Origin of the sequence: Shimia sediminis (genome assembly GCF_003990645.1) — a bacterium.
GTDB lineage: Bacteria > Pseudomonadota > Alphaproteobacteria > Rhodobacterales > Rhodobacteraceae > Shimia > Shimia sediminis.
This window is the reverse complement of sequence record NZ_RYZK01000009.1, coordinates 1-23,167: the sequence shown is the minus strand read 5'-3', so window position 1 is coordinate 23,167 and position 23,167 is coordinate 1. Positions and strand designations below refer to the sequence as shown.

Below are 23,167 nucleotides of genomic sequence, written 5' to 3'. Positions count from 1 at the left end.
ACTCAGCCGTTTTCCAACGCGCGGAGCGAGCGCACCGCAGCTTCGAAATGTTGGGGGTGGGTTTCAATCGCTTCGCGCAGCAGGGTTTTACCGGTTTCGGTGTCGCCCTGTTTGATCGCCGAAAGGGCCAGCGTGTGCAAAAGCTGCGCGCGCTCGGTCTGGTCCATCGGCAGGACAGGAAGCGTGTATTTGCGCTGGGCGCCGCGGGCGAGAACCATGTTGTTCTTTGCGGTGAAAAGCGATGAGTCGTGACGAATGGCTTCGCCAAACAGACGTTCGGCCTCGGCATAATCGCCGCGGGTCAGTTTGGAGTAACCCCAGTTGTTCATGACGCCAGCCGGCCGGGTAGTCAGGCCGATGGCCGTCTCGTAGTAGCTATCGGCCTTGTTCCACTCTTTGTTGGAATCGGCAATCATCGCCTCGAGCCGGTAGCGCTTGAAGGTCTCATGCGTGGGCGGGATGGAATCGAGAGTGGCTTCGGCCTCTTCCCATTGACCCGCGCGGATCTGGGCGTCAGCTAAATCGACTCGGTCCACCGAGGTGGACTCTTTGTGTTTGGTGACCTTTTTCCAGGCGGGCACACCCTCGGTGTAGCGCCGGGCACGCACCAGAGAAACCGCTAGCCCACGTTGAATGTCAATGCGGTCAGGGTTGTCTTTGAGTGTACGCTGAAAGTAGGACACCGCTTCGTTGGGGTCGGCGACAGTCAACATCACGTCTGACAGGTTGGTTTCGTCGATCGCATTCACGTCCTGCAACGCGCGCTCAACGGATTCTCCGTCCGTATTCTCACATCCCGCGAGAACGGTCACACCTGTTACTAACAGGGTTACAAGAAGGGGGTGGCGCATATTCGTGCGTCCTTTTACTGCTCTTGCCTTCTTATGGTGTTGTTCGGATCAGGTAGTCTCCGCCACCTCGCCGCACCAATTTGTATTCTGATTGTTCGTCATCATAAGACGGATTTTCCATTTTTGCGAGCGCTAAGCGCAAATTATCGCGAATTGAGTCACTTTCGCCATTATCCAGTGCATAGGCCTTTTGAAAATACTGCACTGCTTGGGAGAATTCATTTCGCTCCATGAGCAAAACGCCAAGGTTGTTCCAAGTATCCGCCCGGTTTTCATCAAGCTCGAGGGAGGCTTGGAGATGCTTTTCTGCCTGGCCAAGGCGCCCAAGCGCGATGTTGGCCCAGCCAACCGAAGTCAGAACGTCAGCTGTCAATCCTTGTTCAACAGCAGCGCGGGTATAGGCGTCGAGTGCAAGTTCATACTGCCCTGCGGCCATGAGGCGGTCGCCAACCTCGAGTCCATCTACAGCCTCGTTCTTGGAGGTTCCGGTGGGGGCATAGGGGCTGTCTTTGGACGCACCAAAGCCGCCCGTGTCACAGGCGGCCAAGGTTGTTAGGGTCAGACCCATTAATGCCAGGGTCTTGGCAGATCGCATGTTGTGTCTCTTACTGCCCGAGCTGCGTAATGTTGATGACCGACGGCCCCACAAGGATGATGAGGAGCGGCGGAACGGTCAGCATCATAGTGGCAAGCGTCATCTTGGTTGGCAACTTGTTTGCAGCCTCTTCCGCGCGCATCACGCGTTTGTCCCGCATTTCTCCGGCGTAGACCCGCAAGGCTTCTGCAATCGACGTCCCAAAAGTGGTCGACTGGATCAGAACTGTCACGAATGAGGCCACGTCCTGTACGCCGCACCGTTCGCCCATGTCGCCCAGAACGGCGGCTTTGTCTTTCCCGGCCTTCATTTCATAAGAAACGATCTCGAATTCATCGGCCAGCGAAGGAAACGATGCGCGCAGTTCGCGGGCCACCCTGACGATGGATTGATCCAATGACTGACCTGCTTCGACACAAACCAAGAGCATGTCGAGCGAGTCGGGGAAGCCTTGGGTAATTTCTTCTTTCCGGCTTTCGACACGGCGGGTGATCCAGTACTTTGGCAAGAAGTATCCCACGGCACCGGGGCCAAGGATGCTCATCAGTGTGTCTTGCGTCGAAGCTCCTGTACCCGCTTTGGTCAACATGAAGTAGCTGACACCGCCAATCAGGCCGACAACACCCAGAAGCATCTGTGCCAGGTGAAAGGCCCGCACAGCATCGCGTGACTGATAACCAGCTTGCATCAGTTTTAGTTTGATGCCGGCGAGTTCTTCTTCGTTCTGCGGTTCAAGGAAGGTTTTGTACTTGGCTAGTTTTTCATTGGCAGAAGCGCGTCGCAGCTTTTCCTTGCGATCCTGCTTCTTACTGCCATCACCGGCTTCGTTGCGTTTCAGCTTTTCCAGCGGGTCGTCGCGTTGCTTTAGCATGAGCGGGATGATTGCAAGGATCATCAGCACGCCAAGCGCGCCAACAATGATGATGGGGCCAAAGGGGCCGAGGGTGTTAGTCAGAAACTCCATGGGTCGGACTCCTTTCGCGTTACACTTTGATGTCGGTCAGCATGCGCATGACGAACAGGTTGGCTGCCAGGAATAGACCCACAGCGATGCAAGCGGGGATGAACAAGTGGTGCTTCATCGCTTCGTCATAGTAGTGTGGGTCGCTGAGGTTGATGAAGATCAGACAGGCCACTGGGAAACCCGACAAAAACTTGCCCGACCATTTGGCCTCGGCCGTGATGGCTTTTACCCGGCGGAACAGGCGAAAACGGGCGCGGATCACTTTGGACAAACCCGCGAGAATCTCAGCCAGGTTGCCACCGGATTGTTGCTGGATGGTCACGGCCACGGCCAGGAAGCGCAGGTCCTGCATATCCAGCCGTTCAGCCATTTCTTTCAGCGCTTCTCCGACATCGCGGCCATACGCGCTTTCGTCGGCGATCACGCCGAACTCGGTCGCGAGCGGGTCGTCGATTTCCTTGGCGACGATTTGGATCGCCGAAGTGAAAGGGTGGCCTACACGCAAAGAGCGCACCATGAGCTCAATGGCGTCAGGCAGTTGCTCTTCGATCTGGGACATGCGTTTGCCCGCCTTGGAGCTGACCCAGAAGTAAACACCGCCAATACCGGCAATAACTGAGATGGCTGCGTTCATCGCGGGACCGGTTGAAGTCCCGATGGTCAGGGCGATAAAGGCTACAACAGAAACCGCAACCATCAGCATCATCAGCTGTTTGGGCGTAAAGGCAATTGCGGCTTTTTGGGCTTTTGCAGACAGCAACGAGTAAAGGGGGATCGAACGCACCTTGGCGTGCTGCTGCATTTCCTTGCGGAGCTGTTCCAGCACCTCGTCACGTCGGGCGCCCTTGTCGAGCATTTCAAGGCGGCGATTGACGCGGTTGTTAAGGCTGATCGAGCGGCCAAAGACCGTAAGGTAAACGCCTTCAACCAGCACAACGACGCCGATGAAGATCATACCGTAGATCAAGAGTTCCGGGCTAAATGGCATTGTCGTTACCCCGCGGTTGGTTCATAGATTTCGGCTGGCAAGTCATATCCCCAGAGGCGAAAACGCTCGGAAAAATGGCTGCGTACACCTGAGGCCGTGAAGTGGCCGATGATTTTATTGTCGGGCGTGAGCCCGGTGCGCTGAAAGCGGAAGATTTCCTGCATCGAGATCACGTCGCCCTCCATGCCTGTGATCTCGGTGATCGAAGTCATCCGGCGCGAGCCGTCCTGAAGGCGTGAAGCCTGCACAATCAGGTTCACAGCCGAGGAGATCTGGGAACGCACGGCCTTAAGCGGCATTTCGATTCCGGCCATTGCGATCATGTTTTCCAGACGTGCAATGCCATCGCGCGCGTTGTTGGCGTGGATCGTGGTCATCGAGCCGTCGTGGCCGGTGTTCATCGCCTGCAGCATGTCGATCACCTCTTCACCGCGTGTTTCGCCCACGATGATGCGGTCGGGGCGCATCCGCAGGGCGTTTTTCAGACAGTCGCGGGGGGAAACCTCGCCTTTGCCTTCGACGTTAGGAGGGCGCGATTCCATGCGGCCGACGTGTGTCTGTTGCAGCTGGAGTTCGGCGGTGTCCTCGATTGTCAGGATACGTTCCGCATTGTCGATAAAGGACGAGAGCGCGTTAAGGGTTGTGGTTTTACCGGACCCTGTACCACCTGACACGATCACGTTCAGACGTGTCGCGACGGCAGCTTGCAGATAGGCAGCCATCTGTTCCGAGAAAGCCCCGAAGTTGACCAACTCGTCGATGCCGAGTTTGTCCTTTTTGAATTTCCGGATCGACACCAGAGAACCGTCTACCGCGATCGGTGGCACCATGGCGTTGAAACGCGAACCATCCTGAAGACGGGCGTCGACGTAGGGGTTAGATTCATCAACGCGACGTCCTACGGCCGAGACAATCTTGTCGATGATCCGCATCAGGTGCTTTTCATCCTTGAACGTGATGTCCGAGAGAGTCAGCTTACCGTTGCGTTCGATAAAGATCTGCTGCGGACCGTTAATCAGGATATCACTGACGGTTTCATCCTTGAGCAAGGGTTCCAGCGGGCCAAGCCCGGTAACCTCATCATAAAGTTCCTGGTTCAGAGTCGAGCGTTCTTCCCGGTTCAGAACGATGGCCCGGTCCTGCAAAACCTCGGCGGCAATGGCGCTGATTTCGTTACGCAGATCGTTCTCAGAAGCCGATTCCAGTGCTGCGAGGTTCAGGTTGTCCAGCAACTCGCGGTGTAGTTCCAGTTTGATCTCGCCAAGGCGTTCTTTGCGTTTGCGTTCCTTGTCCACCGGATTCGCTTTGGCCGACGCATTTTGCATTGGGCGACGTGCAACTTTTGGCTGCGGGGCAGGGGCCTTGGCCGCAGGTGTTTTTTCTGGGGCGAGCTCCGCTGCGGCGTTCTGAGCTGCAACCGGTTTTGCGTCCGTTGGTTTTTTGTAGCGTGAAAACATCTTCTACCCCTTGTTTTTACGCGGCTTGTGGATCGGATTGATCCAGATCATTCAGGCTCTCGGCCAGTTTCACGATTTCTTTACGCAGCGGATTCTTGGGTGCCGAGCTGGCCAGTGGTTGACCATGGTCAGACCCTTGCATGACCTGGCGGCCACCGTCCGGCAGTAGCACGTCGATGGAGATGCCCAGGCTTTCTCCCAAGCGCTTGACCCGGCTTTTGCCGGCAAGATCAGTGAATTTTGGTGCGCGATTCAGCACATAGCGGATTTTTTCAAACGGCAAATCTTCGGCCTGAAGCGCGCGTTTGAGGCGCATCGCGTTCTGGGCCGAGCGCATGTCGATTTCCAGCGTCGCGAAATAGACGTGCGCTGCGTTCAGCACTGTTTCGGACCACTGCACCAATGTCTTGGGCATATCGACGATCACATAGTCATAGTGGCGACGCGCGGTTTCCAAAATGCGTTCGATGTCTTCTGGCTGGATCAGGTCCAGGGGGATCATGTCGGGCGGCGCAGTCAAAACACACATCTTGTCTTCAAATTGCATCAGCGCCTGCCCAAAGCTTTCGCTGTCCATACCTTCCGTGTCTGACAAAAGCTCAAATACGGCCTCGCGGCGCTGCAAATCCAGAAAGGTCGAGACAGAGCCAAACTGCAGATCCAAATCCAACAGGCATACAGTTGGTGGGTTGTCTTTGCGCACGTTGGCCAGTTCCCAACCGAGGTTTACGGCCAGAGTGGTTGCGCCAGTGCCTCCAGCCAGTCCATGCACGGCCAGAACGACGCCTTCGCGAGAGCTGCCACCGCTCTTCAGGGAAACGGACTGAGACGCGGGTTGTTCTTCAGCGACGGACGCTGGTGCAGGGGCAGGGGCTTCGACCACGGGAGGGCGGCGCAGGCGTTCGATAACACCGTGCAACTCGCCTTTGGGAAGTGGGTAAGGAATGAATTCATCCGCGCCATGGCGCAGGAGTTTGTGAAGTGATGCGGGCGTGACATCTTCGGCAATGAGGATGGTGCGGATGCCGCGCGACTTGGCAGCCTCAATCACTTCCATCAATTGCGCAAGGTTGTCTTCATCATAATCGTCAATGGCAAGAGCAACAAATTCTAGGCTCTTGGCATCGGGCTGTTCGAAAAACATCAACGCATCGGAGAAACCGAGGTCCCCCCATTGTTCACCCAGGGCTTCTTCCATGTCGACGATCAGAAGTTCAAAGTTCTGAACGTCCCGGCATACAGTGCATGCCAGGATCGGGCTTTGGTCATCTTCAAAGGGTGCGTCACTCGTCATTTCAGCCTCAGGTCCTTATTGTATGGTTCCTTGGATCCTGTCCCAACGCGGGTCGCACATACTCGCGAACCTTATCGGTATCCAAAGAACCCGCGCCCGACTCAAATCAGACGCACTTGTGCCTTTGGACTGAATTTCGCCGGGAACTAGGGCAACATTTGGGCCAAAAAGCCGAAATTGTGCGGAATTCTGCGACGATCATGGCAGAGGAGGCGCGTGAATTTGGCGCGTTGCATCTTAGGGTTGTGGGTCTACTTGCAAGCGACCTGAATGCAAACAAAAACAGCCGTGCCCTGGATAGGCCCGGCTGTTTGAGATTAGCAGTTTGTTACTCTGCGAATTCCTTATTGTGCCGAACCAAATTCTTGCCCGCTCAGGCCCGAAAGGACGGTTGGGGCCTGTGCGCTGGCAATATAGTCGCGGTAGATGACTTGCGCATACTTCCCGTCCAGAATGGTCGGGTGACGTTGCACAAAGCCTGTTACCTCTGTCACAGTACGGCGGTTCTTGCGTTCGCGACCTTGCGTGACAACCAAAGGCTGGGTTTTACCCAGAGAAACGACGGCCTCAAGCCGGTTGCGGCTTATGCCTTGCGACGTCAAATAGCGCACAACCGCATTTGCTCGGCGTTTGCCGAGGCTGTGGTTGTAGTTGGCCGAGCCAACAGAGTCTGTGTGGCCATAAACCTTGAAACGCACTTCCGGAAACTGGCGAATCCAGTCGGCTTGCTGACGCAAAATCGCGCGGGCCTGATCGTCCAGTTGCGCGCTGTCAAAAGCGAAATTGATCGTTGAGTTTACTTCAGTTGCAAATCGATTGGCGAGGCCGACAACATAGTCTTTCTCGCCCGATTGAATTTGCTGGTTGTTGATTGTTGCATACCCAAAGTTGCCACGGTCAAGCGTGCCGCCAGCTTCTGGATAGTTGTCCCAATTGCACCCTGATAGGGCGATCAGCGAGGCGGTTGCGATAATCTTTTTCATGGTTCCTCGCATCGCTTAGTCCATCACGTAGCCGTAAGAGCCACCAAAGTCCTGCTTGGCCACTTCGCCGACAGCACCGGTGGGGGTGCGTTTGTCTTTGGCGATCTGGCCGTAAAGGAACAGGTCTTTTTCACTAGGTGGCTTTACCCGGTCTGTGGGCAGGGCCAATGCCTCGCCACGTGTTGGTGTCACAAGGTGGGCGGTTACGATAATGACCAGTTCGGATTGGTCACGCTGGTATTCCGAGCTGCGGAACAAGGCGCCTAGCACCGGAACGTCGCCCAGCCACGGAATTTGGCCAACCTGGTCCTGAAAGTCGTCTTGCAGAAGACCCGCGACTGCGAAGCTTTCCCCATCACGCAGCTCGACGGTGGTCTGCGTTTCGCGCTTTGTGAAGGCGGCAATCGTGAATGTGCCATCTTCATAGGCGTTTGTATTGTCGATGGCCGAGACTGCGGCTTCAATCTCTAGATTGATGATGTCATCAGCCACGACCCTGGGAATAAAGTTCAACTGCACACCGAATGGTTTGAATTCGATGGTGACCGCGCCGTTGTCCTGGCTGACCGGGATCGGGTATTCGCCACCGGCAAGGAACTTGGCCTCTTGGCCGGACAACGCAGTCAGGTTGGGTTCCGCAAGCGTGCGGACAACGCCCTTTTGTTCAAGGGCTTCCAAGAGCATGCTGACTTCGAGAGACCCGATGTCAAAAGTGAACCCTAGGGCTCCCAATGTTCCTTCGCGATAGGGAACAGTGTCCCCATTGGCGATCGTTGCAAGTGAACCGATTAGCGTGTTCGTCTCACCGAAACCGTTGCTGGCCGTCGCTGCAAACGAGGAACTCAATGCTTTGGAGACCGAGCGCTGCATTTCGGCAAAGCGCACTTTCAGCATGACCTGTTGGATTCCGCCGACAGTCATCAGGTTTGAAACACGTTCCGGCGCGTAGCGCTCGGCGAGATCCAGGGCGCGCTGCAATTGTTGCGCACCCGAAACAGTGCCGGACAGTACAATGCCGTCGTTGGCAGTGCGCACTTCGATCTTTTCGTTCGGCAGGATTTGGCGCAAGCGTTCTTTGAACTCGCTGATGTCGGGTGCCACGCGCACTTCGACATTGGTGATCAGGCGGCCAGCCGCATCTAGTAGCGTCAGCGTTGTCGCGCCCGGAGCCTTGCCTAGAACGTAAATGGTGCGATCAGAAAGCGATGAGATGTCAGCAATGGTGGGGTTGGCGATAGACAATTCCGCAAAGGGCACGTCGCTTTCGACCACCACCGCGCGGTTCATTGGAACCCCGAGAACAGAGGACGCCCCGCTGCGCACGACGCGAAGGGTTTCCGCCTGCGAAACAGACGAAATTGCCGGAAATACACCAAGGGACAGACCCAGAAGGGCCGCGCCTAGAAACTTACGATATGTCATGTGACCTGCCTTTTTGATCACGCCTCAGATATGGATCTTTCGCCCATTCTTTTTTGCACTGTGCGCGAAAACGGCTTTCATTGCAAGAATCAATGACTTCTGGGGTGACTCTGATGTGGGGTCCGGGCAACAGCCCTACATGCGGCAAAGGGCGCCGGCAGTTGCGGCGCCCTGCAAATCCAAAAAAACGGTGTCAGTTTGTACAGGGGATTGGAATGAGGACCACATCGGCGCCTTTGCGGGTGCGAATGGTGCAAACTTCTTCTTGCTCTTCCTCAATTTCCACAGCCACATCTTCGCGTTCAATGCCCAGCAGACTGCGCTGATCCACCTCGATAGCGCTGGCCACAGTGTCATCCGTGGCCCCGACAAGCGAGAGCGACAGGGTGCCGGTCGATTGAGCCTGGGCCAATGCAGCGACTTGTTGAGGTGTTGCTGCGACGGTCACGGTTCGCGCCACCTGTCCTTCTTCCACGTCCTGATTGGCGGTCTGGTCGATGGCGATCAGGTCCACACCCGCCTCGATCAGCTTGGTGACATCGTCATTGCCAAGCTCGGCACCCTGGCCTTTGACGCGGCCTGTCCAGTAGATGTCGACGCGATCCCCTGGGCGCAGGAAGCCCGACACGCCCGAGGCAACATCGACCTTGATGGCATAGGCACGCATGCCACGTTTCAAACGAGTGGTCAGCCCAGCCTCTTCACCGGGTTTCGTGACCTTAACCACCATCAAGGCCTCTTTGGCCTCCATGGCGCGCAATACGTGGCGCGGGCGATCTTCGTGTTCAGGGAAAAGGTCTTCGGTTTTTTGAAACACGCCTTCGGGAAGAGCTTCTGCAGGGTACTTCACCAAAACCACGTCTTCTTTGGAGAGTTCTTCCCCATAAGCAAGAGCGCGGGTGGTAATGAACACCTCAACAGTTTCAATCTCCGGAGCACGGCTTGCACGTTCTTGGGCCAGCGCGTTCTGATACCCTTGAATATAGTTCTGTGCCATGTAGACGGCCACGCCTGCCAAGCCCAGCCCGACCAGGAGCACCAAAGCAAAAATTACACGCATGGCGGTTACCTCTCGATAGTCCACGACAGCCCCATTGGCGGTCGTCGGCGCTTTTTTTCTAACGTCAGATTGCCATGGGATTGTGGCAAAATCAGGGAACCCCGGCGAAGCTTTAGGGGCGTTTCAACTGGGTTCCAAAAAAAGGAAAACCCGCTCGGAGGCGGGTGTTCGATCAGATGTTACGATGGTTATTCGCCGCGTTCCCGGATGAATGTACCGGTCTCGGTTGCAAGTGTTTCGGCTTCGGAACCGACCAAGGCCATAATCGAGAGCAGCAGGGCAAGCACACCCGCCGTGATGACAACCCAATCTACAGTGACGGCGCCGCGATCATTGTTGCGAAACCTATCCAGGAAGGTATTGATCTTGTTTTCTTGCATCATGACACCTCTACCCCATTTCATGGCTTTATTGCCGGGGCCCCCGTGAACCAAGTTACGCATCAACCATTAAGGAAATCTGACTGAGCAAGGGTCACGCCGCGTGCCGGCGCGACCCTCAATGTCTTAAGCGCGAGCGCTATTACTTGGTGGCCAGCGATGTGGTTTCACCCGAGATCTGGGTTGCGATACCCGAAGCCAGTGCGTTGGTGTTGGTTTCGATTGCTGTGTAAGCAGCAACGGCCAGACCAACAACGGCTGCGGTCAGAACGACCCAGTCAACGGTTACGGCGCCAGCTTCGTCTTTGCGGAAGTTTTTGATGAACTTGATCATGGTTTTGTCCCTCCAAAGGATCAGTTTGATTTCAGTCTCAACCCGGCCGGGCATATAGTGGGCTGTCTCTCTCAATGCCCGTGTCCGACTTGGTATGAGGGTAATATCGCCGGGGATTCGGGCAGGATTGGGGCGCAATTCGATCAATTTGAGTGAATTTTGCAGGCTTTTGCGGGGAGAATTCTTTCAGCTGACCGCGCCTGGATGTGATCAGCACAAAGAAAAAGACCGCGCCGACAAGCGACGCGGTCTCTTTAGGTAAAAGCTTGCGCTATTACTTGGTGGCCAGCGATGTGGTTTCACCCGAGATCTGGGTTGCGATACCCGAAGCCAGTGCGTTGGTGTTGGTTTCGATTGCTGTGTAAGCAGCAACGGCCAGACCAACAACGGCTGCGGTCAGAACGACCCAGTCAACGGTTACGGCGCCAGCTTCGTCTTTGCGGAAGTTTTTGATGAACTTGATCATGGTTTTGTCCCTCCAAAGGATCAGTTTGATTTCAGTCTCAACCCGGCCGGGCATATAGTGGGCTGTCTCTCTCAATGCCCGTGTCCGACTTGGTATGGAGGTAATATCGCCGGGGATTCGGGCAGGATTGGGGCGCGATTGGTCCCATTTTGCAGCGATTAAAGATTGCTAAGGGGTTCTTTTTAAGGCGCTGAAAATATTGACTAAAAACCTTCCAGTTTGGTTAACCAAGAGCCGCCTACTAGGTCTTTGCCACAGAAAGGGCCGGATTTGTTAACCAAAGCTGGTTAAAACATCGGTTTTCTGAGAGGATTTGCGCAAAACAAATGAGGCGCAGTATGAGAAACCTGTTGGGAATGGCGATTTTCGGGCTGAGTTTGCTCGGTGCGTCGATAACTGCAGCCGACTCTCCAGCGCCTTTCCCCGAGTTCAGCGCCAAGCGCGTCAAGGCACCTCCAAAAGGTCAGCGCCCCAAGATCGACGTCCAGATCACCCGCCAGGACACGCCCGTTGAACCCAGTGCAAGGCCGAGTGCAACCCAACCGGGTGCGGATGTTGGAACCTATGATTGGTTCTGGGACAGGATATCGCCGGAAATGGCAGAAACTGGTCCCGGGCGTCTGCAGCAGGCATTGCTGCACCTTTCTACACCACCAGAAGGGAAGGGTGTGAAACAACCCAGACTTGACGACCTCATGCGCATTGCCAACACGCACAATGCCGAGATCCTGATGGCAACCGTGGGCAAAGACGTCTCACCCGCCCTGGTGCTGGCGATGATCGCCGTCGAATCGGGTGGGCAGGCGGATGTCACGAGCCCGGCCGGTGCGCAGGGGCTAATGCAGCTGATGCCGGTGACTGCGGAACGCTTTGGCGTCGAGGATCCATTCGACAGCGCACAAAACATTCTGGGCGGTGTCGAGTTCTTGAACCTGTTGATGCAGAGCTTTGCGCAGGACCCCATCCTTGTTCTGGCCAGCTACAATGCGGGCGAGAATGCGGTGCGCAAAGCTGGTGGCGTACCTGAGTTTCGTGAGACGCGAGATTACGTGCCCAAGGTGCTGTCTGCATATTCTGTGGCGCGCGCACTCTGTCGTACACCTCCCGAGCTGATCTCGGATGGTTGTGTTTTTGCACTTAACTAACGGAATAGCACCAACTTAGCAGTTTGGGATGTTCACGGCGAGACCTCCGAGCGATGTCTCTTTATACTTCTCGTGCATGTCTTGTCCGGTCTGGCGCATGGTCTCAATCACCGAGTCCAAAGGCACGAAATGCTGTCCGTCCCCGCGCAATGCAAGAGACGCGGCGCTGACGGCTTTGATCGCGCCAAGCCCATTGCGTTCAATGCATGGTATCTGCACCAGCCCTTTGACGGGGTCACAGGTCATGCCGAGATGGTGTTCCAGAGCGATCTCGGCGGCGTTTTCAACCTGCGCAGGGGTCCCCCCCATCACGGCGCACAGGCCTGCGGCCGCCATAGCACTGGCGCTGCCTACTTCGGCTTGGCACCCAGCTTCGGCACCTGAGATCGAAGCGTTGTACTTTATCAATCCACCAACTGCGGCGGCGGTCAGCAAGAACTCATCAATGCGCGCCGAAGTTGCGCCGGGAACGTGATCCAGCCAATAACGTATCACAGCGGGCATCACGCCTGCGGCCCCGTTGGTCGGGGCAGTCACAACCTGTCCTCCAGCAGCGTTTTCCTCGTTCACCGCCATGGCGTAAGCGCTCATCCAATCGTTGATTGTATGTGGCGCAGTCAGGTTCATGCCGCGCTCTGCCAAGAGTGAGTCGCGGATACCTTTTGCGCGGCGCTTGACGCCTAGACCCCCGGGCAGGATGCCTTCCGTGGTCAATCCGCGTTCGATGCAGTCATTCATCACTTCCCACAGCCGCGCCGCTCCCTTGGCAAAGCTTTCGGGGCATCCTCGTGCAATTTCATTGGCCTTTTTCATCTCGGCGATGGATTTGCCCGAAGTCTCGGCCATTTGTAGCATCTCTGCCGCTGTGTGGAACGGGTAAGGAACGGGCGCGCCGCCATTTGTGTCCTTGCCCTCTGCCAATTCGGCCTCGGTCATGACAAAGCCGCCACCGATCGAATAGTAGGTTTCTTGCAGGATCACGTCGCCTTGGGCATCGGTGGCCATCAGGACCATGCCATTCGAGTGGCCCGGCAGGTTGGGGCCAAAATCAAAGCGCAGGTCTTCGCGAGGTTCAAAAGACAGGACTGGCAAGCCTTCGGGGTGTACTGTGCCGGTCGTTCGGATTTCGGCCAGCGCGGCTTCTGCCTTTTCCGCATCATAGGTGTCCGGAAGAAAACCGGCGAGACCCAGAATCGTTGCCCTGTCGGTGGCATGTCCCACACCGGTAAAGGCAAGTGAGCCGTGCAGGGATGCCCGTAGGCCATGGAACTCAAAAGGCGAAGCTCGCATCAGTTCCAAGAACCGTGCGGCTGCCACCATGGGGCCCATTGTATGGGACGAAGACGGGCCGACGCCCACTTTGAACATATCGAAAACCGAGAGGAACATTGTTAGAGGGCCACTCCTTCGGGGGGGTTGGGGTAATCAGGGTTCGAAAACGGGTGCGGAGCCATGCCTTCAGCGCTACACAGGGTTCCGACGCTGGGTCTGGACTCGATCCGTTTGGTCAGGCTTTGCAAAGCGGGCCAGTTGGACAGATCAAACCAGTTGGTATCATTCGCGGGATATAGCGCTGACCAGCGCAGCATGGCGCATACATAGAGGTCAATGACCGAGACTTGCGCGCCGTTAAACCAACCGGGTTCGTTGATGGCCAGATCGTTCAAAAGATCATAGCTGCGGTTCAAGTTGGCACGGGCATGACTGCGCAGTGTGGCTTGTTTCTCCGGATCATCCCCAACGTATTTTTCGGGATAAAAATTCAGGCGCAGGTTCATGTGGGCCGTGTTGGAGAGGTAAAACAACCACTTCAGGAAGTCTCCGCGCGCCGAAGTGCCCGGGGCAGGGGCCAGCCCACCATAGGTTTCGCTGAGCCATAGAAGAATTGCCGCAGTCTCAAACAATGGTCCCGATGGTGTCTCAAGTGCCGGGATCAATCCTGCGGGGTTGATCGCCAAGTATTCAGCACTGTTTTGTGCGTTACTTGATCGATCGACCAGAACAGTTTCGTAAGGCAAGCGCAACTCTTCCAATGCCAGTCGCACGATCAGCGAGGCATTGTCCGGAGCATAGTGCAGGCGCAGTGTTTTGTTCATTGGGAAAAGATATGCGGAGAATGTGCCTAATGTCTGTTCCAAAGCGACGTTTCCTATCGGAAACGCGCCCGTGGGCGCTTAACCTCTCATTAGGCATGTATGGCTAGGTTGTCCGCAAAGTCAGGAGAGTAAGATGTCTTTTGCAGCGCGTGGAATGGTGTTGGTCGTAGTTGCGCTTTGGGTCTCGGTGGCCAAGTCGCAAACCATAGAAGAAGCGCTTGTCGACGCGTTTTTTGATGCGTTGCGGGACAAACCGGAAAGCTATCTGGAGCAAACTGCTACGGTGATCCTTGGATATGGGCGTGATGGGGCGATCGATGAAAAGGGGATCGAAACAATGATCGCCATCCAGCGCGCCAAGTATCGGGCTACGGCGGGACGGAGGTTATTGGTGGCGGACCTCAACAATGACGGAGAGGTCAGTAGAGCCGAGATTGGCACCCTGCTGCCCACCTATTCATCTTCAATGCGGGCGCGGCTGGTTTTGATCCATCGCGAATCGGATCTGGACGGAAACGGGATCGTGACGGTGGCCGAACAACGCGCCCTGTCCGATGCCTACGCATTGACAAAGCTGAGTGAAGACAAAGCTGCTGACCTACGGCGGTTGATGTTGCTGGATGCGAATAACGATGGCTGGGTCACTTTGGATGAGGCGCATGAGTTAATCGAGGAGTTTCGCGAGGGGGCCTGAGGGTCAGGGGCAAGACCGCAGGCACATACGGTGCTCCGGATTGAGCCGGAGCACCGTTGGCGTGAACATCGGCAGAGCAATCCCTGTTGGATCCATGCAAAGTATCGTTCTTTGCAGTTGGGTTTTAGGCGCGTTGGGTGCTGTCGAGAAGGGGCAATGTCGTTTCAAACGGGAACGGCGAATTGTCGAGATCGTCGCATAAGAGGTTTCGGCGAACCGGTGCGCAGGTGCGAGATTGCTGGTCCCTGCCTGCCATCCGTGACAAGGACCAAAGTAAAATGGCAGGGCCGTATTGATCCCATGGCAAGGGCTTTCAAATGTAAGAGCGCACCCAAGGGAGCCTTCTAGGCCCACTTTTCGCGATTTCCCCGTGGTCGCGCGCCCGCAACTTGCCTATAACCTTTGACAACAAAGCAAGGGAGTCGCCGCATGACCGGAGAATTGTCGCCCATCGACAAGGCCAAATTTGTCGCCGCCAAGAAGGCCACCGATTATGTCGAAGACGGAATGCGGGTTGGTCTGGGAACTGGTTCGACTGCGGCGTGGCTGGTGCGATGCCTCGGCGAAATGGTGCGCGAGGAGGGTTTGCGCATCAAGGGCGTACCGACCTCAACCCGTACTGCGCAACTTGCCAGTGAAGTAGGTATTGAAGTCATCAGCCTGGATCAGGCGCGGTGGCTGGACGTGACCATAGACGGTGCCGACGAATTTGATGGAGAACTGAACCTCATCAAAGGCGGTGGCGGTGCGCTACTACAGGAAAAGATCGTGGCCACCGCAAGCGATCAGATGGTGGTTATCGCGGATGTGGGAAAAGAAGTGGAAACGCTTGGAACATTTCCCTTGCCTGTCGAGGTCATCCCTTTTGGATGGCAGACGACCCAAGCCCTCATCGAAGAGACACTGGTCAGCATGGATGTGTTGGGCCGCACCTCTACCCTGCGAATGAATGGCGAGAGCCCCTACATGACGGATGAGGGCAACCACATCCTAGATTTGCATCTCAATCGAATTGGAGACGCACGCCAAATGGCAATGGTGCTCAATCAGATGCCAGGGGTGGTTGAAAACGGACTATTCATCGATATCTGTGACGCGGTGATTGTTGGTTACGGTGACGGGCGGGTGGAAGTGCGCGACATCAATGCTGGCACCATCGAAGAGAGCCTTCTTGACTTTGCAGAGTCGGACAATCTCTTTGCGGATTTGGTGGATTAAGGGCGAAACATGACGTTCGACTATGATTTGTTTGTCATCGGTGGTGGCTCCGGTGGCGTCAGGGCTGCGCGGGTCGCAGCGCAGGGCGGGGCCAAGGTGGCACTGGCAGAAGAGGACCGTTACGGCGGCACTTGTGTGATCCGCGGCTGTGTGCCGAAAAAGCTGATGGTTTTTGCCAGCGAATACTCTGGCATGGTCGAGGATGCACAGGCTTATGGCTGGGACATTCAGCCCAGTGCCTTTGACTGGGGCGCCTTCCGCGGCAAGCTAGATGCCGAGCTGGACCGGCTTGAGAATGTCTATCGTGGCATTCTGAAGAACAATGGCGTTGAGACCTTTGACCAGCGCGCCAAGCTGGCCGATGCCCATACTGTGGAACTGGCTGATGGTACGCGTATGACGGCGAAGCACATTTTGCTGGCCATGGGCGGTCGTCCTGTCATGCCCGGCATCCCCGGAGACGAACACGGCATCACCTCGAACGACATCTTCCATTTGGAAAAACTGCCCGAGTCGATCCTGATTGTAGGCGGCGGATACATAGCCTCCGAGTTCGCGGGCATTCTGAATGGCCTTGGCGTCAAGGTGACTCAGTACTATCGCGGCGCGCAGATCCTGCGTGGCTTTGACGACGAAGCACGGGGGCTAGTCAGCGAGGAAATGTGTCAGAGGGGTATTGACCTGCACCTTGGGACCAATGTCCTTGAGATGCGCAAAGAGGGTGACAAGATTTGGGTCAAGGCAACCAATGGCGATGAGCGTGTCTTTGATCACGTGATGTTTGCCACCGGGCGGGCACCAAACACCGAGAACATGGGTCTGGAAGAAATCGGCGTTGAGATTGGCCGCAAAGGCGAGGTCATCGTGGATGACTATAGCCAGACAGCAGTGCCGTCGGTTTATGCCGTGGGCGATGTGACCGACCGCGTGAACCTGACGCCTGTGGCGATCCGTGAAGGCATGGCGTTTGTTGAAACCGTGTTCAATGGCAACCCGACCAAGCCGGATCACGAGTTGATCCCAACCGCCATTTTCACACAGCCAGAAATGGGCACCGTGGGGCTTTCAGAAGAAGACGCGCGCGAGCAGGAACCCATCGAGATTTATGCAACTAGCTTCAAGCCGATGCAGCAATCCTTTGCAGGGCGCTCTGAGCGGGTTTTGATGAAACTCGTGGTCAGCCAAAAAACCCGTAAGGTTCTGGGTTGCCATATCGTGGCCCCGGGCGCAGGCGAGATGATCCAGCTGGCCGGTATTGCGGTCAAGATGGGCGCAACCAAAGAAGATTTTGACAGGACCGTGGCGGTGCACCCGACCATGTCCGAAGAGATCGTGACGATGAAAACACCAACACGAACAGCTTGATTTTCTTCTGTGCCCGCACAGTTTAAGATACAGGCCCAAGACGAGATGAAAAAGGGATGGACCTTTAATGGCAGGTAATAGTGGCGGCCCCTGGGGCGGCGGCGGAAATCAGGGCGGCGGTGGAAACCGTGGCAACAACGGCGGAGGCGGCGGCAACAATGGCGGTGGCCGTGGACCCGGCAATGACGGCCCACAGATTCCCGATATCGATGAGTTGATGAAGAAAGGTCAGGATCAGCTGCGCGTCCTTATGGGCGGTCGTGGTGGTTCCGGCGGTGGCAACCAGGGAGGCGGTCGTCGTCCTTCAGGCGGCGGCATCGGCAAGGGCACGGTTGCCATTGGCGTGCTTGCGGCTGCTGGGTTCTGGGCGCTCCAGAGTTTCTATTCGGTCAAGCCCGAAGAATTGTCAGTTGAGTTGTTCCTTGGTGAGTACATGGCAACAGGCGAGCCGGGTCTGAACTTTGCGCCGTGGCCGCTGGTCACTGCCGAGATCATACCGGTGACCCGCGAACAGACCGAAGAGATTCCGTCGTCAGGTCGGTCCGGTGATGGCCTGATGCTGACCGGAGACGAAAATATCGTCGACATTGATTTCCAAGTAGTCTGGAACATCAATGATCCGGCGCAGTATTTGTTCAACTTGCGTGATCCTCAGGAAACCATCCGTGCCGTGTCGGAATCGGCCATGCGCGAGATTATTGCTCAGTCGGAACTGGCACCGATCCTTAACCGGGATCGTGACGTGATCGCTGATCGTCTGCTTGAACTGATTCAGTCGACGCTCGACAGCTATGATGCTGGTGTGAATGTCATCCGGGTGAACTTTGACGGTGCCGATCCGCCCGAGCCTGTAAAAGACAGCTTCCGCGAAGTGCAATCCGCATCGCAAGAGCGTGATCGACTGCAGAAACAGGCTGACGCTTATGCCAACAGGGTTCTCGCCGGTGCGCGTGGTGACTCGGCGCAAGTTCTCGAACAGGCCGAAGCCTACCGTGCTCAGGTTGTGAACGAGGCGGAAGGTGAAGCCAGCCGTTTCACGGCTGTTCTGGAAGAATACAGCAAGGCCCCTGATGTGACCCGCAAACGTCTCTACCTGGAAACCATGGAAGAGGTTCTGGGCCGTGTCGACAAGGTTATTATTGACGAACAACAAGGGGGCAGCGGTGTCGTGCCGTACCTGCCGCTCAATGAACTCGGTAAGAAGAAAGGAGCGGATCAATGAGGAAGACCACATATTTGTTGCCCGTCCTTGTTCTCGTCGTGATCGGGGCGCTGTCGTCGCTGTTTATTGTGGATGAGCGTGAAAAAGCGCTGGTTCTGCAATTTGGTAAAGTAGTTTCGGTCAAGGAAGAGCCGGGCCTTTATTTCAAGGTGCCTATGATCCAAGAGGTTGTCACCTATGATGACCGGATTCTCAGCCGCGAGGTTGGCCCGCTTGAGATCACGCCATCGGATGACCGTCGCCTGATCGTTGACGCCTTTGCACGCTATCGGATCACGGACGTGGTTCAGTTCCGCCAAGCGGTTGGTGCTGGCGGCATTCAACTGGCCGAACAGCGTCTTGACAACATCCTGCGGTCTCAGACGCGGGAAGTGCTGGGTAAGGTGTCTTCTAATGACATCCTGTCCTCGGATCGTGCTACATTGATGCTGCGCATTCGCAACGCTGCAATCACCGAAGCCCGGTCACTGGGTCTCGAGGTTATTGACGTGCGTTTGAAACGTACCGACCTGCCACAAGCCAACCTCGAAGCGACCTTTGCCCGGATGCGGGCGGAACGTGAGCGGGAAGCCGCGGACGAGATCGCACGTGGTAAGGAAGCTGCGCTGCGTATTCAGGCTCAGGCGGATCGGACCGTGGTTGAACTGGTTTCAGACGCCAACCGTCAGTCTGAGATCATTCGCGGTGAAGCGGATGCGAAACGTAACGGCATCTTTGCGGCCGCCTATGGCGCGGATCAGGAGTTCTTTGAGTTCTACCGCTCGCTTGAGGCCTATCGCAAAGCTCTGCTCGAGGGTAATTCGTCGATGGTCATGTCGCCGGACAGCGAATTCTTTAACTACCTGAAATCAGCCAATCCCGATCAATGATCGGGGTTGCGCTGCTGGCGATCGGCCTTGTGCTGGTGATTGAGGGGCTGGTCTATGCACTGGCCCCTTCGCTTGTGGAGCAACTGCTTGTGGTTCTCAAAGAGTTGCCCGAGGGGCAACGCCGGTCGCTGGGGTTGGCGGCACTGGCGCTTGGCCTGGTTCTGGTCTGGCTGGGAAAATCTCTGGGCGCGTGATCTTCGTACTTGACGCATGAGTGCGCCGGAATTTAGCTGGCCGCATGAACAAAATTATCGCTCTGTGGTCTCATCCACGCTCAATGTCGACTGCGATGGAACGTGTCATGCGCGAGCGCGGTGATCTCGACTGCGCCCATGAACCCTTCATGTATGATTACTATGTACATCGAAAGGTGCGCGAGATGCCGCACTTTGACGTCGACCCGACCCATCCGCAGGACTACGCAGGCATACGGGATATGCTGCTGAGACGTGCGGATAAGGCTCCGGTCTTTTTCAAGGACATGAGCTACTATGTTATGCCGCATGTTCTCGAAGATACGTCATTCAGTGACCGTCTGATTCATGCCTTCCTGATCCGAGATCCACAGGCGGCGATTCTCAGTTACTTCAAGCTGGACCCGAACGTAACGCGCGACGAGATTGGCATTGAGGCACAATGGCTGCATTTCAAAGGGCTGCGCGAGGCAGGGCATCACCCAGTTGTGATCCGATCTGAAGAGGTGCGTCGCGACCCCAAAGGCACGATGTCCACATTTTGGAAGGCCGTTGGCCTGCCATATCGAGACGAGGCTTTTGATTGGAGCACCGAGATGCCCAAAGACTGGGAACAGGTGGGCGGTTGGCATGGCCAAGTCGTTGAGTCACAAGGCATCAGACCGATCACAAGCGCCGATCTGGAACGGCAAAAGCTAAAGTTTGACGAAGCCGCATCTGCCAATCCTCGCATGAGGGATGAGTTGGAACATCATCAGAGTTTTTATGACCAGCTCGCCGCATTTGCGCTTTGTTAAAGTTCTCACGATCCCCTCACATCAAATTGTGCCCTTGCGATGGGCGGTGAGTTGCACATGATGGGACCTACATCCATTTTGACGCCAAGCTGGCCGCCAATGCGCGTGAGGCTGGCCGGCAGGTAGCAAAAAACAGGAGATTTAAGAGTGGAAACTCAGACAGTCGCACTCCCGCGCCCGAGCTTGGCGCAGTTCAAACTGATGTGGATCACAGCGCTTGGTGCTGCGTTGATCCTGGCGCAGTCCATCGCCGCCCAAGCGCGACCCGAAAGCTTTGCCGATCTGGCCGAGCAGATCAGCCCTGCGGTGGTCAACATCACCACGTCGACCACGGTCGCAGGTCGCACCGGGCCCCAAGGTATCGTTCCCGAAGGCTCGCCATTTGAAGACTTCTTCCGCGAATTTCAGGACCGAGATGGGAATGACAATGCTCCCCGCCGCACCTCTGCGCTTGGCTCAGGTTTCGTGATTTCGGAAGACGGCTATGTCGTCACAAACAACCACGTCATTGACGGCGCGGACGAAATCCTGATCGAGTTTTACTCAGGCGAAGAACTGCGTGCAACGGTTGTTGGCAAAGACCCGAACACTGACATTGCCCTTCTAAAGGTCGAGACTGATGAACCGCTGACGTTTGTCACCTTTGGTGATAGTGACACTGCCCGCGTGGGCGACTGGGTCATTGCCATGGGTAACCCATTAGGCCAGGGATTTTCTGTGTCGGCGGGCATCGTGTCAGCGCGCGGCCGGGCACTTTCGGGTTCGTATGACGATTACATCCAGACCGATGCGGCCATCAACCGCGGCAACTCGGGCGGACCGCTCTTTAACCTTGATGGCGAAGTGGTCGGCGTGAACACTGCCATACTGTCCCCCAATGGTGGGTCGATTGGCATTGGGTTCTCGATGGCGTCAAATGTTGTGACCAAGGTAGTTGACCAATTGAAGGAGTTCGGCGAAACCCGGCGCGGCTGGTTGGGTGTGCGCATCCAGAATGTCTCGGAAGATATGGTCGAGGCGATTGATGGATTGGACGTGGCAGCCGGGGCCATGATCACTGATGTCCCTGAGGGGCCTGCAAAAGAAGCAGGTATGCTGGCAGGAGATGTGATCATCACCTTCGATGGCAAGGATGTCGCGGATGTTCGTGGGTTGGTGAAACAGGTGGGCAATGCTCCGGTCGGCAAGGCCGTTCGCGTTGTGGTCCTGCGAGATGGCAAGACACAGACGCTGAAAGTCACCCTGGGCCGTCGTGAAACCGCTGAAAACACACCTATCCCGGCGGTTGCCGGTCAACCGGATGAGCCAGAAGAAAAAGATATCATGGGTCTGACCCTGACGCCGCTGACAGATGACATGCGCAGTGAGTTGGGCGTCGACGAAGGAACCATGGGACTTGTGGTGGTCGGTGTTGATGAGGCGTCCAAGGCCTATGAAAAAGGTTTGCGGGCTGGGGATATTCTGACCGAAGCAGGCCAGAAAAAGCTGTCGTCAGTGGCGGACCTGGAAGAGCGCATTGCAGACTCTCGCGAGGCGGGCCGCAAGTCGTTGTTGCTTTTGGTTCGCAGCGGCGGAGAGCCACGCTTTGTTGCGCTTAACATCGAAGAGTGATTTTGGAACACATCTCGCACACGAAAAGGGCGCCCTGTGGCGCCCTTCTTTTTTTGGGAGGGGTTACGCGACCAGCGCTGGTCTTTCGCCCGCAATCTGGCGTGCTTTTTCAACCAGCACCTCGGCTTGACGGATCGAGGCATAGTCGATCAGACGGCCGTCGAGTGATACCGCACCTTTGCCTGCGGCTTCGGCTTCGGCCATTGCGGCAAGGATGCGCTGAGCCTTGGTCACTTCTGCATCACTGGGTGACATGACCTCGTTGGCCAGAGCAACCTGGCTTGGGTGGATGGCCCATTTGCCCTCGCAGCCCAGAACAGCCGCGCGTTTTGCCGCCGCGCGGTAGCCGTCGGCGTCTTGGAAATCGCCGAACGGGCCGTCGATTGGGCGCAGGCCGTTGGCGCGGGCCGCAACGACCATACGGGCCAGTGCATAGTGCCACATGTCGCCCCAATGGGTCTGCCGATTGTTCTCACCATCAGGATCCGTCAGCACCGAGTAGTCGGGGTTCACACCGCCGATGATTGTCGTACGTGCGCGGGTTGAAGCAGCGTAGTCTGCGACACCAAAGTGCAGGCTTTCGTTGCGTTTCGAGGCGGCGGCGATGTCCGAGACGTTCTGCATACCGAGCGCGGTTTCAATGATGTGCTCAAAGCCAATCCGCTTTTTCAAACCTTTGGCGTCCTCGATCTGGGTGACCATCATGTCGATGGCATAAACATCCGCCGCGGTGCCCACCTTTGGGATCATAATCAGGTCGAGCCGTTGGCCCGCCTGTTCCACCACGTCCACCACGTCGCGATACATGTAGTGGGTGTCGAGACCGTTGATACGCACCGACATTGTCTTGGTGCCCCAGTCGATGTCGTTCAGGGCCTCGATGATGTTCTTGCGGGCCTGTTCCTTTTCGTCCGGCGCGACCGCGTCTTCGAGATCAAGGAAGATCACGTCTACATCGGATTGCGCGGCCTTTTCGAACATTCCGGGCTGGCTGCCAGGAACAGCCAATTCGCTACGGTTCAGGCGCGCGGGCGCCTGTTCAATGGCATGAAAGCTCATGGGGGTTTTCCTCTTGGATTTACAGGTTTGGGTACATTGGGAATTTGGCGCAGAGGGCTGCGACTTTGGTGCGGACGGCGGCTTCGACCTCTGCGTTGCCGTC

General features: G+C 56.3%; 24 protein-coding genes. 9 read left to right on the top strand and 15 right to left on the bottom strand.

Annotated elements, in window-relative coordinates; all coding sequences use genetic code 11:
• Nucleotides 1–2: 2 nt before the first annotated feature.
• The 12 genes from EK369_RS16520 to EK369_RS16465 all read right to left on the bottom strand — a co-directional run bounded on the left by EK369_RS16520 (nucleotide 3) and on the right by EK369_RS16465 (nucleotide 10,794).
• Complete coding sequence (locus EK369_RS16520) at nucleotides 3–851, bottom strand: tetratricopeptide repeat protein (protein WP_127115372.1); 849 nt, start codon at nucleotides 849–851, stop codon at nucleotides 3–5.
• A gap of 31 nt (nucleotides 852–882) precedes the next feature.
• Nucleotides 883–1,446 carry a tetratricopeptide repeat protein gene (locus EK369_RS16515; protein WP_235871457.1) on the bottom strand — a complete coding sequence of 188 codons (564 nt, stop codon included), beginning with the start codon at nucleotides 1,444–1,446 and terminating at the stop codon, nucleotides 883–885.
• A gap of 10 nt (nucleotides 1,447–1,456) precedes the next feature.
• The gene (locus tag EK369_RS16510; RefSeq protein WP_127115371.1) at nucleotides 1,457–2,410 is read right to left on the bottom strand and encodes a type II secretion system F family protein; all 954 of its coding nucleotides are present in this window, start codon (nucleotides 2,408–2,410) and stop codon (nucleotides 1,457–1,459) included.
• Nucleotides 2,411–2,429: 19 nt separating this feature from the next.
• On the bottom strand, nucleotides 2,430–3,398 hold the full coding sequence (locus EK369_RS16505) for a type II secretion system F family protein (RefSeq protein WP_127115370.1): 969 nt from the start codon (nucleotides 3,396–3,398) through the stop codon (nucleotides 2,430–2,432).
• Nucleotides 3,399–3,403: 5 nt separating this feature from the next.
• Nucleotides 3,404–4,855, bottom strand: a complete 1,452-nt coding sequence (locus EK369_RS16500; protein ID WP_127115369.1) for a TadA family conjugal transfer-associated ATPase — start codon at nucleotides 4,853–4,855, stop codon at nucleotides 3,404–3,406.
• A gap of 16 nt (nucleotides 4,856–4,871) precedes the next feature.
• Nucleotides 4,872–6,149 (bottom strand): CpaE/TadZ family protein, encoded by a 1,278-nt coding sequence (locus EK369_RS16495; protein WP_127115368.1) that lies wholly within the window; start codon nucleotides 6,147–6,149, stop codon nucleotides 4,872–4,874.
• A 344-nt stretch (nucleotides 6,150–6,493) separates the two neighbouring features.
• The gene (locus EK369_RS16490) at nucleotides 6,494–7,132 is read right to left on the bottom strand and encodes an OmpA family protein (RefSeq protein WP_127115367.1); all 639 of its coding nucleotides are present in this window, start codon (nucleotides 7,130–7,132) and stop codon (nucleotides 6,494–6,496) included.
• Nucleotides 7,133–7,147: 15 nt separating this feature from the next.
• Nucleotides 7,148–8,554 (bottom strand): type II and III secretion system protein family protein, encoded by a 1,407-nt coding sequence (locus EK369_RS16485; RefSeq protein WP_127115366.1) that lies wholly within the window; start codon nucleotides 8,552–8,554, stop codon nucleotides 7,148–7,150.
• A 193-nt stretch (nucleotides 8,555–8,747) separates the two neighbouring features.
• Complete coding sequence (gene cpaB / locus EK369_RS16480) at nucleotides 8,748–9,614, bottom strand: Flp pilus assembly protein CpaB (RefSeq protein ID WP_127115365.1); 867 nt, start codon at nucleotides 9,612–9,614, stop codon at nucleotides 8,748–8,750.
• Nucleotides 9,615–9,802: 188 nt separating this feature from the next.
• Nucleotides 9,803–9,997: a pilus assembly protein gene (locus EK369_RS16475; protein ID WP_235871456.1), complete on the bottom strand. Its 195-nt coding sequence runs from the start codon at nucleotides 9,995–9,997 to the stop codon at nucleotides 9,803–9,805.
• Nucleotides 9,998–10,136: 139 nt separating this feature from the next.
• Entirely contained in the window at nucleotides 10,137–10,328 is a 192-nt protein-coding gene (locus EK369_RS16470) for a hypothetical protein (RefSeq protein ID WP_127115364.1), read from the bottom strand.
• Between the two features lie 274 nt (nucleotides 10,329–10,602).
• Nucleotides 10,603–10,794 (bottom strand): hypothetical protein, encoded by a 192-nt coding sequence (locus EK369_RS16465; RefSeq protein ID WP_127115364.1) that lies wholly within the window; start codon nucleotides 10,792–10,794, stop codon nucleotides 10,603–10,605.
• 338 nt (nucleotides 10,795–11,132) lie between these two features.
• Here EK369_RS16465 and EK369_RS16460 point away from each other — a divergent pair, with 338 nt between their 5' ends.
• Entirely contained in the window at nucleotides 11,133–11,939 is an 807-nt protein-coding gene (locus tag EK369_RS16460) for a lytic transglycosylase domain-containing protein (RefSeq protein ID WP_235871455.1), read from the top strand.
• A gap of 15 nt (nucleotides 11,940–11,954) precedes the next feature.
• Here the strand turns inward: EK369_RS16460 and EK369_RS16455 are convergent, their stop codons facing one another.
• Both EK369_RS16455 and EK369_RS16450 read right to left on the bottom strand, forming a co-directional pair.
• Nucleotides 11,955–13,328, bottom strand: coding sequence for an L-serine ammonia-lyase (locus EK369_RS16455; RefSeq protein WP_127115363.1), 1,374 nt, complete (start codon nucleotides 13,326–13,328; stop codon nucleotides 11,955–11,957).
• A 2-nt stretch (nucleotides 13,329–13,330) separates the two neighbouring features.
• Nucleotides 13,331–14,035 (bottom strand): glutathione S-transferase family protein, encoded by a 705-nt coding sequence (locus EK369_RS16450; protein ID WP_127115362.1) that lies wholly within the window; start codon nucleotides 14,033–14,035, stop codon nucleotides 13,331–13,333.
• A 133-nt stretch (nucleotides 14,036–14,168) separates the two neighbouring features.
• Between EK369_RS16450 and EK369_RS16445 the strand changes: the two genes are divergently transcribed.
• From EK369_RS16445 to EK369_RS16410, 8 genes are all read left to right on the top strand, one after another.
• A complete protein-coding gene (locus tag EK369_RS16445; protein ID WP_127115361.1) occupies nucleotides 14,169–14,729 on the top strand; it encodes a hypothetical protein in 561 nt (186 codons plus the stop codon).
• Between the two features lie 429 nt (nucleotides 14,730–15,158).
• A complete protein-coding gene (gene rpiA, locus EK369_RS16440) occupies nucleotides 15,159–15,947 on the top strand; it encodes a ribose-5-phosphate isomerase RpiA (RefSeq protein ID WP_127115360.1) in 789 nt (262 codons plus the stop codon).
• Nucleotides 15,948–15,956: 9 nt separating this feature from the next.
• Entirely contained in the window at nucleotides 15,957–17,312 is a 1,356-nt protein-coding gene (gene gor / locus EK369_RS16435) for a glutathione-disulfide reductase (RefSeq protein ID WP_127115359.1), read from the top strand.
• 67 nt (nucleotides 17,313–17,379) lie between these two features.
• A complete protein-coding gene (hflK, locus tag EK369_RS16430; protein ID WP_127115358.1) occupies nucleotides 17,380–18,534 on the top strand; it encodes an FtsH protease activity modulator HflK in 1,155 nt (384 codons plus the stop codon).
• A complete protein-coding gene (hflC, locus tag EK369_RS16425; protein ID WP_127115357.1) occupies nucleotides 18,531–19,403 on the top strand; it encodes a protease modulator HflC in 873 nt (290 codons plus the stop codon). Before hflK ends, hflC begins: the two co-directional genes overlap by 4 nt.
• Entirely contained in the window at nucleotides 19,400–19,597 is a 198-nt protein-coding gene (locus tag EK369_RS16420; RefSeq protein WP_206198106.1) for a DUF2065 domain-containing protein, read from the top strand. The genes hflC and EK369_RS16420 overlap by 4 nt, the downstream gene beginning before the upstream one ends.
• A 44-nt stretch (nucleotides 19,598–19,641) precedes the next feature.
• Nucleotides 19,642–20,394 carry a sulfotransferase-like domain-containing protein gene (locus tag EK369_RS16415; protein WP_127115356.1) on the top strand — a complete coding sequence of 251 codons (753 nt, stop codon included), beginning with the start codon at nucleotides 19,642–19,644 and terminating at the stop codon, nucleotides 20,392–20,394.
• Between the two features lie 201 nt (nucleotides 20,395–20,595).
• On the top strand, nucleotides 20,596–22,005 hold the full coding sequence (locus tag EK369_RS16410) for a Do family serine endopeptidase (RefSeq protein WP_127115493.1): 1,410 nt from the start codon (nucleotides 20,596–20,598) through the stop codon (nucleotides 22,003–22,005).
• Between the two features lie 63 nt (nucleotides 22,006–22,068).
• Here EK369_RS16410 and EK369_RS16405 read toward each other — a convergent pair whose 3' ends face one another.
• Nucleotides 22,069–23,064 (bottom strand): HpcH/HpaI aldolase/citrate lyase family protein, encoded by a 996-nt coding sequence (locus tag EK369_RS16405; RefSeq protein WP_127115355.1) that lies wholly within the window; start codon nucleotides 23,062–23,064, stop codon nucleotides 22,069–22,071.
• Nucleotides 23,065–23,167: the final 103 nt, after the last annotated feature.